The following is a 15,784-nucleotide window of genomic DNA, read 5'->3' as shown; positions in this document are numbered from 1 at the left end:
ACTATTAGCTCGTTGGTAATAAATTCTGTTTAAAATCATTCAGTAAGTCTTGAACAAACTGAATGCGTTTTCGTCGGTCCGTTAATGGTACGCTAAACTTGAACTTAGTTGGACCTTCCATTGCAAATTTTTGCGGCTGTGATTGCAGGAGTTTAACCAAATACGCTGGGTTTATGTCAGCATCAGGGTAAAACTCGATGAATCCGCCCTTATCATGTGCCTCAATTTTCTTCGCTTTGAGACTTCCTGCCCCAATTTTCAGTTCTGAGACAGAGAGAAGGTTTTTGGTTGCATCTGGTAATAAGCCAAAGCGATCAATCAGTTCTACCTTCAATTCCGACAAGCCTTCGTTGTCGCTGACGCTTGCAATGCGTTTGTACATTGATAGGCGTGTATTCACGTCAGGGATGTAGTCATCCGGTAACAAGGCTGGAATACGCATTTCAATTTCCGTTTGGTCACGAAGCAAGTCATCCAACGATGGTTCTTTACCTTCTTTCAATGCTTCAACCGCTTGTTCAAGCATCTCCATATACAGTGTAAAGCCAACCGATTGAATTTGACCACTTTGTTCGTCACCTAATAGCTCACCTGCGCCACGAATCTCAAGATCGTGCGTCGCAAGAGTGAAACCTGCGCCCAGATCTTCTAACGAAGCAATAGCATCAAGACGTTTGATGGCGTCTTTGGTGATGGCTTTCGGATGTGGTGTCAATAAGTAAGCATAAGCTTGGTGGTGCGAACGACCTACACGACCACGTAATTGGTGAAGCTGCGCAAGACCAAGGTTATCGGCACGATCCATGATAATGGTGTTTGCCGTCGGAACGTCGATACCTGTTTCAATAATAGTGGTACAAACGAGTAAGTTGAAACGCTGGTGGTAGAAGTCGTTCATGATGCGTTCTAGTTCGCGTTCACGCATTTGACCGTGGGCAACCGTCACACGAGCTTCTGGGATCAGCTTTTGCAAGTCTTCAGCGGTTTTCTCGATGGTTTCGACTTGGTTATGCAGGAAGTACACTTGACCACCGCGCATAATTTCTCGCAATGCGGCTTCACGAACGACCGAATCTTCATGCTGGCGCACAAACGTCTTGATCGCTAAACGACGCGCTGGTGGCGTTGCGATGATCGATAAATCACGCATACCACTCATCGCCATATTCAGCGTACGAGGGATTGGCGTTGCCGTCAGCGTTAGGATGTCGACATCGGCACGCATTGCTTTTACTTTCTCTTTCTGGCGTACACCAAAACGGTGTTCTTCGTCGACGATCAACAAGCCAAGATCTTTGAATTTAATGTCGCTTGAAAGCAGCTTATGGGTACCAACAACGATGTCTACTTTACCGTCCGCGACGTCTTGAAGGATCACTTTCTGCTCTTTCGCTGATTTAAAGCGCGAAAGGACCTCTACACGAATTGGTAAGTTAGCAAAACGATCACGGAAGTTTTCAAAGTGCTGCTGAGCGAGCAGGGTAGTCGGCACCAATACGGCCACCTGCTTGCTGTTGTCTGTTGCCACGAAGGCTGCTCGCATTGCAACTTCGGTTTTACCAAAGCCAACGTCACCACATACGAGTCGGTCCATCGCTTTTGCTTGGCACATGTCCGAAAGTACCGCATTGATGGCGGTGGATTGGTCGTCCGTTTCTTCAAATGGGAATGTCGCTTTGAATGTGGCGTATTGGCCACGATCCAACTCGAATTTGTAACCCGGTTTTAGCTCGCGTTTTGCGTAAACATCCAGAAGTTCTGCTGCGACGTCACGTACTTTTTCTGCCGCTTTACGACGTGCTTTTGCCCACGCTTCACCGCCGAGTTTATGCAGTGGTGCACTCTCTTCTGCACCGCCAGAATAACGGCTGATTAAGTTCAGGGAAGAAACCGGAACGTAAAGTTTGGCATCGTTTTGATACTCAAGGGTAACGTATTCCGTTTTCATACCACCGGCTTCAAGCGTTTGCAGGCCGATGTAGCGTCCGATACCGTGGTCAATGTGTACGACAGGTTGCCCCGGTTTTAGTTCAGCAAGGTGGCGAATGACGGTGTCACTATTGACGGTTTTTTTGTCTTTGCGACGGCGTTGGATAACGCGGTCGCCGAGTAGATCGCTTTCACAAATTAGTACAAAGTTCAGCTCATCATGGATAAAGCCATGTTCTGCAGCGCCAAGTATCAGGCTGAATCGGTCATTTGAATCTAGTGCTTGGTATATTGAGCCATGAACCACGGGACGTACTTTGATGCCTTGCAACAGTTCTGTCAGCGCTTCACGACGGCCTTCTGATTCTACAGAAAAGACGATTTTTCCCGTAAATTGTTCGCTAAATTGGCGAAGGCGAGACAGTGGCTCTTTGTTTTGTTGCTGGACACCAAGCTCTGCCAAAGACTGTACCGCGAGGTTCTGACGACCAGCACGTTTAACAATTTTCTCTAGGCTTAATAGGGCCTGAGGCAATTGTTTGATGTGCTTAAATAGTTCGTCTTTCTTTAGCCACAGTTCATGAGGGGCCAATAGCGGACGGAGTGGGTCGATTTTCTTTTGATCGTAACGGTAGTCAACGTCATTTAAGAAAGTATCGACCGCTGCTTCGATGTCTCCATAAATGATCAGTTGCGAATCTTCTGGTAAGTAATCGAACAGAGTCTCTGTGTGATCGAAGAACAATGGTTGCCAATATTCGATACCGGCAGGCCATGTTCCTTTAGTGACCTGCATATAAATCGATTCAGGCTCTCGGCGTGCTTCAAACTGTGTACGCCAACGGGTACGGAAGTCTTCGATTGCTACCTTGGTCGTTGGAAATTCGTGCGCAGGCAGTAATTGGATCTGCTGGATGTCTTCGATCGAACGTTGGTTCTCTGGGTCGAAAGTTCGTATCGTGTCGATCTCATCATCGAAGAAATCAATACGATAAGGGTCGGAGCTGCCCATAGGGAACAAATCTAAGATCGAACCGCGACTGGCGTATTCACCCGGTCCAAACACTTGATCGACGTGACGGTATCCCGAGTTTTCTAGCTGAGCACGTAGCTTTTCGAGTGAGAACTGGTCGCCCGTCTTAACCATCAAAGTGTGTTGCAGCAAAAAGTCTCTCGGAGACTGACGTTGCAAGATTGTGCTGACTGGTACGATCGTCACCCCATTACGTTGATGAGGCAACTGGTATAAACGTGCAATTCGGTCTGAGATAATTTCTTGGTGCGGTGAAAAATTATCGTATGGCAAGGTTTCCCAATCCGGGAACAGGCTCACGGTTTGGTCTGTAAACTGCTCAATTTCAGCTTGTAGTTTTAGCGCGATTTGTGGATCGGGCACCACAAGGACTGAATGGCTTGAGTGTTGTTTTGCCAGTTCTGCAATGGCCATTGGTAATGACGCGCCAGGTAAATTCCCTAGCTGTTTTTTATCGCCACGTTCAGACGGATTAGTGACGGAAAGAATCGTTGCTTTTGTCATGGTCGTTATTTGTTATCTCGCTCTAGTGAACGCTGACGCAGTAGTTTTTGTTGTTGGTACAAAGCGGCTTTGATCAATAAATCTTGGTCGGCTTCTCTGAGCAATTTATACCTCAGAGTGGTAATGAAACCACGGTCACAAGGCTCGCATGCCACTACCTGAGCGTAGCAGTAAATGGCTGCAGCAGGGTGATCTAAGAACAGTTTTACTCGCACTAATTGTTGAGTCTCAATTTCAGTTTCTGAGCGATAGCTGAGCTGGCTTGCTCCAAACTGAGTGGTTTGAAAGCGCAGTGTTGCATCGTCTTGTTGAGAGAGCATAAAACTAAGTAAAAGGTTGAGCTTTGAATTCTGTGTATCCAACAGGCTGATGACGTGTTTCAGCTCTTTAGTTTGTAGTTCAAGGCGTGCATTATCTGCCAGCATATCTAAATGGCTAAATTCGCTTGCGACAATAAAAGGCGTTGGAATTTCCGAGACAAAGGTTTCCTCATCAGGCAGAACGAAGTCCGCTCCTAATGTTTCGACATTAAGAGTGAGGTTGTGGTGTACGGTGAAGTATTCTTGCTCTGTCATTAATCGGTCCTTTTCTGCCAACGAGCACTCTCATTTCATTGAAGAAAGAGAGGGATAGGGCACTGATTATCGCTAACTGAAATAAGTTATCAAGTTTCCATGTTTTGTCTGGGTGAACTTTCTCGCTTAAAAATGGACTTATTGCATGTCGTTGACAAATTTAGCGATTATCTTGTCTTCTTCATTGTAAGAGTAAGGTAAGATAACTCTTATTATTTAGCACTATTAGAAAACCAGTTGGTTTGTCCTATATGTATCATCCTATCTCTTTGTTTATTGGCTTGAGATATCTTCGGGGTCGTTCCGGAGATAGGTTCAGTCGATTCGTGTCTTATATGTCGACCGCAGGCATTACGATCGGTGTGATGGCGCTTGTGACCGTACTCTCAGTCATGAACGGTTTTGAAGCGCAACTAAAAGAGCGCATTTTAGGTGTGTTACCTCACGCCGTAATTTCACAGCATGATGGCAAAACGCCAATGACAGCGACGGCGCCTGAATTTATCCAGAAGATGTCTACGACGGCAAAGCCTGAACCGATCGTTCGTGGAGAAGCGGTTATTCAAAGTTCTGCACAATTGACTGCGGGCTACTTGATTGGGATTGAACCAAAACAAGGCGACCCTATTTCAAACCATTTAATCGCAGGTCGATTGTCTTCTTTAAAAGCGGGTGAGTATAAGGTCTTCTTAGGACACAGCTTGGCGCGATCGTTAAAAGTCTCAATGGGCGATAAAGTGCGTTTAATGGTAACGAATGCATCACAATTTACTCCGTTAGGGCGTATTCCTAGTCAGCGTAACTTTACCGTTGCGGGGTTGTTTAATACTGGCTCGGACGTTGATGGACAATTGATGATTGTGAACATGACGGATGCGGCAAAGTTGATGCGCTTACCTAAAGAGACGGTCTCTGGTTGGCGTGTCTTTTTCTCCGACCCGTTTATGGTGACTGAGTTTGCTGATAAACCTATGCCTGAAGGTTGGCAGTGGAGTGACTGGCGTGCACAACGCGGTGAACTTTTCCAAGCGGTTAAAATGGAAAAGAACATGATGGGCTTGATGCTCGGTTTAATAGTCGGTGTTGCCGCGTTTAACATCATTTCTGCTTTGATCATGGTGGTGATGGAGAAGCAATCTGAAGTCGCAATTCTCAAAACCCAGGGGATGAAGCAATCTCAGGTGATGGCTATTTTTATGGTTCAAGGTGCCAGCAGTGGCGTAATTGGCGCTATTGTTGGTGGAGTGGTAGGCGTGGCTTTGTCGCTTAACCTCAATGCGATTCTGGAAGCGGCTGGTGTGGCGCTATTTAGCTTTGGTGGCCATTTGCCAATTGTTATCGATTCATTCCAAATTTTATTAGTGGTAGTGCTGGCGATTGCTCTGAGTCTTGCTGCAACTGTATATCCATCTTATCGAGCATCTTCTGTTAAACCTGCTGAGGCACTTCGCTATGAATAAGCTATTAGAATGTCGTGATATTCGTAAAGTCTACCGAGAGGGATCGTTAGATACAGAAGTGTTGAAAGGCGTGAGCTTTGATATTGATAAAGGTGAGTTAGTGTCAATTGTTGGCTCATCGGGCTCAGGGAAAAGTACTTTACTGCACATCCTTGGTGCGTTGGACGACGCATCACAAGGTGAGGTCGACTTTCTTGGCCAAGACCTATCTGCATTGAGTTCAAATAAACAAGCCGCGTTGCGTAACAAACACCTTGGTTTTGTGTATCAATTCCATCATTTGTTGGCGGATTTTACGGCAGTAGAGAATGTGGCAATGCCCCTGCTGATCGGTGGAACGAAAGTATCGGAAGCAAAAGAAGCTGCTCAAACTCTACTCGAAAAGGTGGGGTTAGGTCATCGCATGGATCATCGTCCGTCCGAACTTTCTGGTGGTGAGCGTCAGCGCGTAGCCATTGCACGAGCTTTGGTGAACAAGCCTGATCTGGTATTGGCGGATGAGCCAACGGGTAACTTAGACCACAACACTGCTCTGGCGATTTACGATTTGATGCGTGAATTAAACCAAGAGTCGAACATTGCCTTTTTAGTGGTTACTCATGATAACGAGTTAGCCGCGAAAATGGATCGCCAAATGCATATGCAAGATGGCTTGCTGGTGGATCGCTTTATCACTGAAACAGCGGTTGCGGAGGGCTAATTTTGTTTTCATCTCTAGCACTGATGATCGGGGGCCGATTCAGTCGCGCTAAAAAGCGTAACAAAATGGTGTCGTTCATTTCGCTTTCTTCCACGATTGGTATTGCGGTTGGCGTTGCGGTTATCATTATTGGCCTTTCAGCAATGAATGGTTTTGAACGTGAGCTGCAATCGCGCGTGTTATCAGTTATTCCGCATGGTGAGTTAGAAGGGGTCAATGGACCACTGCACAACTACACCAAAACCATGAATCAGGCATTGAGTCATGAACATGTTGTCGCGGCGGCGCCTTATGTTCGCTTTACTGGTTTGGCGGAAAAAGGCAGCAAGCTTAAAGCCGTTGAAGTACGAGGTGTCGATCCGGCTTTTGAGCAGGCCGTATCAAGCATGTCTGATTTTATTGATCCCCAAGCATGGCAGAATTTTTATGCTGGTCAGCAGCAAGTCATTCTGGGGCGTGGAGTTGCCAACGAATTAAATGTTGAGGTTGGTGACTACGTTACGTTAATGATTCCGCAGACGGGAAGCACCAGCAAAGTTCAAGCACCAAAACGTGTGCGAGTCAAAGTCTCAGGTTTTTTAACGCTTAACGGCCAGATCGATCATTCACTCGCACTGGTTCCATTAAAAGATGCACAGGCGTATGCGCGTTTAGGTGATGGTGTTACAGGGATTTCATTGAAGACAGATGATGTACTTAACGCACCTTCGATCGTGCGTGAAGTCGGTAGTCTGATTGATGTGTATGTCTACCTCAAGAGCTGGCAACAACAATTTGGTTTCTTGTATCGCGACATCCAACTGGTTCGCACCATTATGTACTTGGTGATGGTTCTGGTGATTGGTGTTGCAAGCTTCAACATCGTTTCTACATTGATGATGGCTGTAAAAGATCGCGCTGCAGAAATTGCGATATTACGCACCATGGGCGCAAAAGATGGGCTAATTAAACGCATCTTTGTATGGCAAGGTGTGTTCTCGGGCGTATTCGGAAGTATTGCAGGCAGTATTGTTGGTGTGTTTGTCGCGCTAAACTTAACCCCCATCATTAAAGCGTTAGAGAGTTTAATCGGACATCAGTTCTTATCGGGTGACATCTACTTTGTTGACTTCTTACCTTCCCAGTTGCATTGGCCTGATGTGGCTTTGGTTTCGGGAACGGCAATCATGTTGAGCTTGTTAGCAACTTGGTACCCTGCTTCTCGCGCAGCGAAGCTCAATCCTGCTGCGGTATTGAGTTCCAAGTAATCGAAAGAAAGACTTTAGCCGCCGCTCTCAAGCGGCAGGCACAAAAAAGGACCGAATCTCGGTCCTTTCTTTTATCTATGTTCAGCTTATCTCTGTCATGGCTCGGTAGACTTCATACTTGAGTTACAGCGCCTTTCATATCGAACGTTAACTGTTCTCCATTCGATGCTCTACAACCTGCTAATTGAAGAATAAGTACTTATCTTATCTTACGTTTTTGCCAGCTTCTCACGACTGAGTAACGCCAAAGCCCCCGAATACCAAAATAGCCAATGATGGCTGATACAACGCCGCATATTGCGCAGCCTAGTAGGAACGGTGGTCCAATAGTGTTCATTTGTTGCATGATGAATTCCCACGACAACTCAAAATGGAATGGCTGTGGAGGAACGTGCATAACCAAAGCGCCAAGTTTGTACGCAAAGTAGAACAACACTGGCATCGTGATAGGGTTGCTGATCCATACCAATGCAACAGAAAGCGGTAAGTTAACGCCAAGCATGATGGCGAGACCTGCGGCCATGATCATCTGACTCGGAAGCGGAACAAACGCCATAAATAAGCCAACAGCAAAAGCACCAGATGCAGAGCGACGGTTTAAACACCACAAGTTTGGGTTGTATAACACGTTGCCGAAGACCTTTAGTGCTTTTTGGCGTTTGATCATTTCATGATCTGGCATGAAGCGTTTTATCAGCTTTCTAGGCATAGGACGACATGACTCTCTTAGAAAAAAGTTGGACCTTGGCATTATTTGTCGCGAGCGTTATTTCGTCAGCATGGTGGCCGACGATGCCAGATTGGCGATGGTTGCTGCTGGGAATAATTGCCATTGGCTCAATAATCAAATTACGTCGAGGCTTAATTAGCATAGGCGTAATTTCGGGCTGTATGGTTGTTATTGTCCACGGCAATGTTATGGAACATCAAAGACAAGCCCTGTTTCAAGCAGGGGTGAATATTACCATAATTGGTAAAGTTGACAGCCCTTTTACGCAAATAAGTCACGGATATGAAGGAATTGCGGTGGTTCGCGGGGTGAATTCTCAAAACCTGTTACCTTTTCTTAAACCGAAAATCCGTCTGATAACCCCTTTCCCACTGCCTGTTAACAGTGACTTTACTACTCAAGTTTCACTTAAACCCATTCTAGGGTTGAGAAATGAAGCGGGTTTTGATTCTGAGCAACAAGCCATTGGGCAGGGAATTGTTGCAAGGGCAACGTCGTCACGTAATGCCAAGTGGCAGATTCGTTCTTCGTACTCTGTTCGTCAGCAAATCATTCAGTCGGTTTCTGGAAGCATCTCGCGCCTCAAACATTATCCACTCATCAATGCGCTCGCCTTTAGTGACCGCTCACTTTTAACGTATCAAGATTGGCAGCTGCTACGGGATAGTGGGTTATTGCACCTGGTCTCTATTTCCGGTTTGCATATTGGGATGGCATTCAGTTTTGGTATTTTCGCCGGGGTTGCGCTTCGGTATATTTTTTTCAATCTCCAGCTGTTACCACCTGTCATTGGGATTATCACCGCGTTTTTGTACGCTTGGCTTGCAGATTTTTCTTTGCCGACGATAAGAGCTTTTTCTGTCTGTGTTATTTATGTGTCATTAAAGTTTTGGCTGGTGTATTGGAGCGCTTGGCGTGTATTGCTGTTAGCAGTCGCTATTCAGCTTTGCATTGAACCTTTTGCTTCTCTTAGTCTGAGTTTTTGGTTGTCGTATCTCTCTGTTGTTGCGGTACTGCTTGCGGTGAATGCCGTTCAGAGCTACAAGGGGGATTGGAAGGGCAAGTTGATCTTGTTGTTGAAAGTACAGTTAGTACTTACTTTGTTGATCGTGCCGATCAGCGGGTATTTCTTCTCTGGCACCAGTCTAACCTCAATTATTTATAACCTAGTATTTATACCTTGGTTTGGGATGATTGTGGTCCCTCTGATGTTTCTTGCACTTATGTTTTCACTTTGCTCTTATTTCATTTCGGCGTGGTTTTGGCAAGGCATGGACTGGGCGCTATGGCCATTGAGTTGGTCTTTACCCTTTGCCACAGGGAGTTGGCAGTTTCTCAGTTTAAAAGCAACGCTTCTTGTCGGTGTGGCAAGTGCTTGTCTTTTGCTTGGTCGCTTTTTTCGGGCGAACGGACTGCTTTTATTACTTTTGGTCACGACTTGTGTGGTGTTCTTTCATGATTCAACTAGAGACCGATGGCGAGTGGATGTTCTCGATGTTGGGCATGGGCTTGCAGTATTGATCGAAAAAGGCGGCAAGGTATTGCTTTATGACACAGGTAAAGGATGGGGGAGCGGTAGCATTGCTGAGCAGGTTATCGCCCCGACTTTGCATCGTCGAGGTTACGGTTCCATTGATGGGGTCATCATTAGCCATGCGGACTCTGACCATGCAGGAGGTCGTCAATACATCGAAAGTGCTTTCAATCCGACCAATAAGTTCAGCAGCCAGAATTACACTGACTACAAAGCGTGCGTTGCAGGGGAGTACTGGTCATGGCAATCCTTGAATATGGAAGTGTTGTGGCCACCGAAGTTGGTTCAACGTGCCTACAATCCCCACTCTTGTGTGATTAGGGTAGTCGACTCTCAATCTGGTTTCCGTCTGCTGCTGACGGGAGATATTGAAGCCATAAGTGAATGGATACTCATGCGTGAACCTGAGAAACTAGAAAGTGATGTGATGTTGGTTCCTCACCATGGCAGCAAGAGTTCTTCGAACCCCAAATTTGTTCAAGCTGTTTCCCCCAAATTAGCCATTGCTTCTCTCGCAAAAAGTAATCAATGGGGGATGCCTGCTGAAAATGTTGTATCAGCTTATGAAGAGAGCAAGGCGCTTTGGTTAGACACAGGCAGTGATGGTCAAGTATCGGTGTTTATTGAGCAAGACAATTGGCACTTCGAAGTTAAACGAAGTGAGACATTTGACCCTTGGTATAGGCAGATGCTGCGTAAGGGAGTAGAATAAGAGTCTTAATGTAAGAAAATAAAGCACTTCTATGTCGATAAATACTGATGAAACGACCTGGCAGACGTTTAAGCGTCTATGGCAATTTATTCGCCTTTATAAGGCCGGTTTGATCGTTGCTGTCATTGCATTAGTCGTTAATGCTGTTTCAGATACCTACATGATTTCCCTGCTTAAACCACTTCTTGATGAAGGTTTTGGCAATGCAGAGTCAGACTTTCTACGCACACTCCCATTAATTGTTTTCGCCATGATGTTTATTCGTGGTGTGAGTGGGTTTGTCTCGACCTATTGTTTGAGCTGGGTTTCCGGCAACGTCGTGATGCAAATTCGACGAATGGTGTTCAACCACTTTATGCATATGCCTGTTGCTTATTTTGATAAAGAAAAAACAGGCAACTTATTGTCACGTATCACTTACGACTCAGAGCAAGTATCTGCTGCAACTAGCCAAGCATTGGTCAGTATCGTTCGTGAAGGTGCAAGTATCATTGGCTTGTTGGTTTTGATGTTCTACAACAGCTGGCAATTGTCTTTGGTACTGTTTGCTGTTGCTCCTGTTGTTGCTTGGGGTATTGGTATCGTTTCTAAACGATTCAGAAAAATTTCAAAGAACATGCAAACCATGATGGGTCATGTGACGGCTTCCGCGGAGCAAATGCTGAAAGGTCATAAAGTCGTACTAAGTTATGGTGGTCAAGACATCGAAGGCAAACGCTTCGAGAAAGTCAGCAATCAGATGCGCCAGCAAAGCATGAAGCTAGTGACAGCTCAAGCAGCTGCGAACCCGATCATTCAAATGATTGCATCTATCGCGATTGTTGTCGTGCTTTACCTTGCTAGTATCGACTCAATTAAAGACCAGTTGACTCCGGGTACATTTACGGTTGTATTCTCTGCGATGTTTGGTTTGATGCGTCCATTGAAAGCTCTGACGAATGTTACGTCACAGTTCCAACGCGGTATGGCGGCAAGCCAAACCTTGTTTGCACTGGTCGATCTAGAACCAGAAAAGAACGAAGGTAAATTCAAAGTAGAGCGTGCGCAAGGCGATGTAACTGTCAAAGATGTCAGCTTTACTTATGAAGGTGCAGAAAAACCAGCACTTGAGAGTGTCAGTTTTGACATTCCAAAAGGTAAGACGGTTGCTCTCGTTGGGCGCTCAGGTTCAGGAAAGAGTACCATTGCTAACTTGTTCAACCGTTTCTATGACGTAAGCAGTGGTTCAATTACGCTTGATGGTCATGACATTCGTGATTATGAGCTTAAGAATCTTCGTGAGCAGTTTGCGCTTGTTTCGCAAAACGTACATTTGTTCAACGACACGATTGCAAACAACATTGCTTACGCGACAGAAGAACAATACTCACGTGAAGACATTGAGCGTGCAGCCAAACTGGCTCATGCGATGGAGTTCATTGGTAAAATGGACGGTGGCCTAGATGCGATGATTGGCGAAAATGGTGCGAGTTTGTCAGGTGGCCAGCGCCAGCGTGTCGCAATTGCACGTGCACTTCTACGTGATGCACCTGTGCTGGTACTTGATGAGGCAACGTCAGCTCTGGATACGGAATCGGAACGTGCTATTCAATCGGCGCTGGATGAACTGCAAAAAGACAAGACGGTACTGGTGATTGCTCACCGTTTGTCGACCATCGAAAACGCTGATGAAATCCTTGTAGTCGATGAAGGCGCTATCGTTGAGCGTGGTAGTCATGCTGATTTGATCGCTAAAGATGGCGCTTATGCCCAGCTTCATCGAATTCAATTTGGTGCCTAAGCGCTGTGATTGAAAAGATCTGGTTCGAAAACCATCCGCTTAAATGCTTGCTATGGCCGCTTTTGTGGCCATTAAGCTTGCTGTTTGGTGCGATAAGCCAATCGAAACGCCGTCAATACCAAGTCGGCAAGAAAGAAGCCTACAAAGCACCCGTGCCTGTTGTGGTCGTTGGTAACATTACCGCTGGTGGCAATGGTAAAACGCCAGTGGTAGTGTGGCTGGTAGAGCAATTGCAACTAATGGGTTATAAACCTGGAGTGGTATCGCGTGGTTATGGCGCAAAAGCACCTCAGTATCCGCTTGTTCTTGATGATAATACACCAGCGAAACACTGTGGTGATGAGCCTAAGCTAATTCATCGTCGTACTGGTGCGCCAGTAGCCGTAGACCCGATTCGTGCTAATGCGGTGAAAGCATTGCTTGAAAATGGCGTTGACATCATTATTACTGACGATGGCCTCCAGCATTACGCTTTAGAGCGAGATATCGAGTTCGTTATCGTTGATGGTTATCGCCGCTTTGGCAATGAAAGCCTTATTCCACTTGGCCCACTACGTGAAGGGGTAGAGCGTCTTGCTGAAGTCGACTTTATCATCACTAATGGTGGTCAAGCTCAGCATGGCGAAATGCCAATGTCTTTAGCGCCATCAAAGGCGATCAATTTGAAGACGAAGCAGCACGTGGATGTTAGTGAGTTGAAAGACTTAGTCGCATTTGCTGGTATTGGGCATCCACCTCGTTTTTTTAATACACTTAACGCAATGAATGCGGATGTCAAAGTCACGAAAGGGTTTGCCGATCATCAGGACTTTGACCAAAAAGAATTAGATGCATTGGCTCAACAAGGAGCGAATGTGATTATGACAGAAAAAGATGCCGTTAAATGCTACCGCTATGCGCAAGACAATTGGTGGTATCTTCCTGTTTCTGCTCAGTTTGAACAACATGATGCAGAACGAATTTTAAATCGAATAAAAGAGGTTAAAGCGACTTATGGATCACCGTCTGCTTGAGATTGTAGCTTGCCCTGTGTGCAAAGGTAAGCTGACGTACGATAAAGATAATCAAGAGTTGATCTGCAAATTAGATCGCCTTGCTTACCCAATCAAAGAGGGTATTCCTGTTCTCCTTGAACCAGAAGCAAGAACCATGAGCATGGACGAGGGACGCTAATGTCTTTTACGGTTGTCATTCCTGCGCGTTACGCGTCAAGCCGCTTACCGGGTAAGCCGTTGGCAGACATTGGTGGTAAACCAATGATCCAATGGGTTTATGAGCAAGCGTTACAAGCGGGCGCTGAAGACGTGATTATTGCGACTGACGATGAGCGCGTGTCGGCGGCTGCAGAGCAGTTTGGTGGCAAGGTTTGTATGACCTCGCCAAACCATGAATCTGGCACTGAGCGACTAGCAGAAGTGGTAGAAAAAATGGCGATTCCTGCAGACCACATTGTGGTTAATGTTCAGGGTGATGAACCATTGATTCCGCCGTCTATTATTCGCCAAGTGGCTGATAACCTAGCAGGTTGCGATGCACCAATGGCAACGCTTGCGGTTGAAATCGAATCGGAAGAAGAAGTCTTTAACCCAAATGCGGTAAAAGTAGTAGCGGACGAGCGTGGTTACGCTATGTACTTTAGTCGTGCGACGATCCCTTGGGATCGTGACAACTTTGCCAAGCAAGACAAAACTATCGTAAATCCATTAATGCGTCACATCGGCATCTACGCTTACCGTGCTGGTTTCATCAACACTTATGTGAATTGGCAACCAAGTGCACTTGAGCAAATCGAGTGCCTGGAGCAACTTCGTGTGCTTTGGTACGGTGAAAAGATTCATGTTGCGGTTGCAAAAGAAGCGCCAGCAGCAGGTGTGGATACGCAAGCCGACCTTGAAGCGGTAAGAACAATTATTGCAAAGCAAGCTTAGTACACCGCACTGACTGATTTAGATAGATAAAGGCTCCTAAGTTAGGAGCCTTTTCTTTTATTCATTAGTAGAAAGGGAGTTCTAGATATTTGTGTCGTACTGATTGCGTTTCGGACAGGTTGAGAGAATCTCTCGGTGTCCGGTATCTTTTACTTCCTCCAAAATCACATCGAAGCCCCATAAGCGATAAACATGTTTCAACACCTCTTCATAACTGTTATCCAATGGAATTCGGTTATGAGGGACGTATTGAAGTGTTAACGAACGATCGCCTCTCACATCCACGTTAAATACCTGAATGTTTGGCTCTAGGTTGGCTAAGTTATATTGTGCGGCTAGCGCCTCTCGGATGCGTTTGTAACCCATCTCATCGTGAATGGCGGCAACCTCAACGAAGTTCTTACGATCATCATCATTAATGGCGAAAAGTTTAAAATCTCGCATTAGCTTTGGTGACAAGTATTGGCTGATAAAACTTTCATCTTTGAAGTTATGCATCGCAAAGTGAAGCGTGTCTAACCAATCGGCTCCGGCAATTTCTGGGAACCACTCTTTATCCTCATCGGTTGGCTCTTCACAGATACGTTTTATGTCTCTGAACATCGCAAAGCCAAGCGCATAGGGGTTAATGCCGCTAAAGTACGGACTGTTATAAGCAGGTTGAGCAACAACGCTGGTGTGGCTATGTAGAAATTCGAGAATAAACTTCTCTGATACTAAGCCTTCATCGTAAAGGTGATTCAGAATCGTGTAGTGCCAAAATGTTGCCCACCCTTCATTCATAACTTGGGTTTGTTTCTGAGGGTAAAAGTACTGGCTGACTTTACGGACAATTCGGACAATTTCACGCTGCCAAGGCTCCAGCAATGGCGCATGTTTTTCGAAGAAATAAAGCAGGTTTTCCTGTGGCTCACTTGGGAAACGAATCTTGATATCTTCTTCTTTAGTTTTTGCCTGTGGAACGGTACGCCAAAGTTCGTTCACTTGAGATTGAAGATAGGCTTCGCGCTCTTCTTGACGTGCTTTCTCTTCATTAATAGAGATTTTTTCGGGACGCTTATAGCGGTCTACACCGAAGTTCATTAATGCATGGCATGAGTCAAGTAGTTGCTCAACTTCATGCACCCCGTATCGCTCTTCACATTCCGCAATGTAGTTCTTCGCAAACAAGAGATAGTCAATGATCGAGCTGGCGTCGGTCCACGTTTGGAACAGATAATTGCCCTTGAAGAACGAGTTGTGTCCATAACAAGCGTGAGCGATAACAAGCGCCTGCATCGTGATGGTGTTCTCTTCCATCAAATAAGCGATACATGGGTTGGAGTTAATCACGATCTCGTAAGCCAAGCCCATTTGACCGTGTTTGTAGTTTTGCTCAGTTTGGATGAACTTTTTGCCAAACGACCAATGATTGTAGTTGATGGGCATACCGATACTTGAGTATGCATCCATCATTTGTTCAGAGGTAATCACCTCGATTTGGTTTGGGTAAGTGTCGAGGCGATAATGCTCCGCGACACGCTTGATTTCTTTGTGATAACGCTCCAACAATTCAAACGTCCAGTCTGGGCCGTCTGGAAGCATATTTTCTCTGCGCTTCTTCGAAGCTTCCCCCGAAAGGTTTTTCGTTGCGGTATTCATCGCTAGCCTCC

Annotated in this window: 12 protein-coding genes; 8 read left to right on the top strand and 4 right to left on the bottom strand. The window is 45.8% G+C overall.

The features are described 5' to 3' along the window. Positions 1–4 precede the first annotated feature (4 nt). Complete coding sequence (gene mfd / locus ATB76_RS15085; RefSeq protein WP_061035609.1) at positions 5–3,466, bottom strand: transcription-repair coupling factor; 3,462 nt, start codon at positions 3,464–3,466, stop codon at positions 5–7. A 5-nt stretch (positions 3,467–3,471) separates the two neighbouring features. Further along, positions 3,472–4,041 (bottom strand): PilZ domain-containing protein, encoded by a 570-nt coding sequence (locus tag ATB76_RS15080; protein ID WP_038866671.1) that lies wholly within the window; start codon positions 4,039–4,041, stop codon positions 3,472–3,474. 251 nt (positions 4,042–4,292) lie between these two features. Between ATB76_RS15080 and lolC the strand changes: the two genes are divergently transcribed. The 3 genes from lolC to lolE are packed head-to-tail and all read left to right on the top strand — an operon-like array spanning position 4,293 to position 7,448. After that, positions 4,293–5,501: a lipoprotein-releasing ABC transporter permease subunit LolC gene (lolC, locus tag ATB76_RS15075; RefSeq protein WP_038875923.1), complete on the top strand. Its 1,209-nt coding sequence runs from the start codon at positions 4,293–4,295 to the stop codon at positions 5,499–5,501. Continuing rightward, positions 5,494–6,201, top strand: coding sequence for a lipoprotein-releasing ABC transporter ATP-binding protein LolD (gene lolD, locus ATB76_RS15070; RefSeq protein WP_038875924.1), 708 nt, complete (start codon positions 5,494–5,496; stop codon positions 6,199–6,201). Before lolC ends, lolD begins: the two co-directional genes overlap by 8 nt. Positions 6,202–6,203: 2 nt before the next feature. Continuing rightward, positions 6,204–7,448, top strand: coding sequence for a lipoprotein-releasing ABC transporter permease subunit LolE (lolE, locus tag ATB76_RS15065; RefSeq protein WP_038866676.1), 1,245 nt, complete (start codon positions 6,204–6,206; stop codon positions 7,446–7,448). 199 nt (positions 7,449–7,647) lie between these two features. Here the strand turns inward: lolE and ATB76_RS15060 are convergent, their stop codons facing one another. Beyond that, the gene (locus ATB76_RS15060) at positions 7,648–8,157 is read right to left on the bottom strand and encodes a DUF2062 domain-containing protein (RefSeq protein WP_005431694.1); all 510 of its coding nucleotides are present in this window, start codon (positions 8,155–8,157) and stop codon (positions 7,648–7,650) included. A gap of 8 nt (positions 8,158–8,165) precedes the next feature. On the opposite strand from ATB76_RS15060, the gene ATB76_RS15055 reads away from it, so the two are divergent. From ATB76_RS15055 to kdsB, 5 genes are read left to right on the top strand one after another with little or no spacing between them, the layout of a single operon-like run. Further along, positions 8,166–10,424, top strand: coding sequence for a DNA internalization-related competence protein ComEC/Rec2 (locus ATB76_RS15055; RefSeq protein WP_061035608.1), 2,259 nt, complete (start codon positions 8,166–8,168; stop codon positions 10,422–10,424). Between the two features lie 31 nt (positions 10,425–10,455). Then, complete coding sequence (gene msbA, locus ATB76_RS15050; RefSeq protein WP_061035607.1) at positions 10,456–12,204, top strand: lipid A ABC transporter ATP-binding protein/permease MsbA; 1,749 nt, start codon at positions 10,456–10,458, stop codon at positions 12,202–12,204. Between the two features lie 5 nt (positions 12,205–12,209). Next, complete coding sequence (gene lpxK / locus ATB76_RS15045; RefSeq protein ID WP_061035606.1) at positions 12,210–13,217, top strand: tetraacyldisaccharide 4'-kinase; 1,008 nt, start codon at positions 12,210–12,212, stop codon at positions 13,215–13,217. Next, positions 13,198–13,377, top strand: a complete 180-nt coding sequence (locus tag ATB76_RS15040) for a Trm112 family protein (RefSeq protein WP_005378451.1) — start codon at positions 13,198–13,200, stop codon at positions 13,375–13,377. The genes lpxK and ATB76_RS15040 overlap by 20 nt, the downstream gene beginning before the upstream one ends. After that, a complete protein-coding gene (gene kdsB, locus ATB76_RS15035) occupies positions 13,377–14,132 on the top strand; it encodes a 3-deoxy-manno-octulosonate cytidylyltransferase (RefSeq protein WP_038866685.1) in 756 nt (251 codons plus the stop codon). The genes ATB76_RS15040 and kdsB overlap by 1 nt, the downstream gene beginning before the upstream one ends. An 81-nt stretch (positions 14,133–14,213) precedes the next feature. Here the strand turns inward: kdsB and ATB76_RS15030 are convergent, their stop codons facing one another. Next, entirely contained in the window at positions 14,214–15,773 is a 1,560-nt protein-coding gene (locus tag ATB76_RS15030) for a SpoVR family protein (RefSeq protein ID WP_038866687.1), read from the bottom strand. Between the last annotated feature and the right edge of the window lie 11 nt (positions 15,774–15,784).

It is taken from the genome of Vibrio sp. MOR3 (assembly GCF_001557775.1).
In the GTDB taxonomy this organism is placed as follows: domain Bacteria; phylum Pseudomonadota; class Gammaproteobacteria; order Enterobacterales; family Vibrionaceae; genus Vibrio; species Vibrio jasicida.
This window is presented reverse-complemented; position numbering and strand designations above follow the sequence as displayed.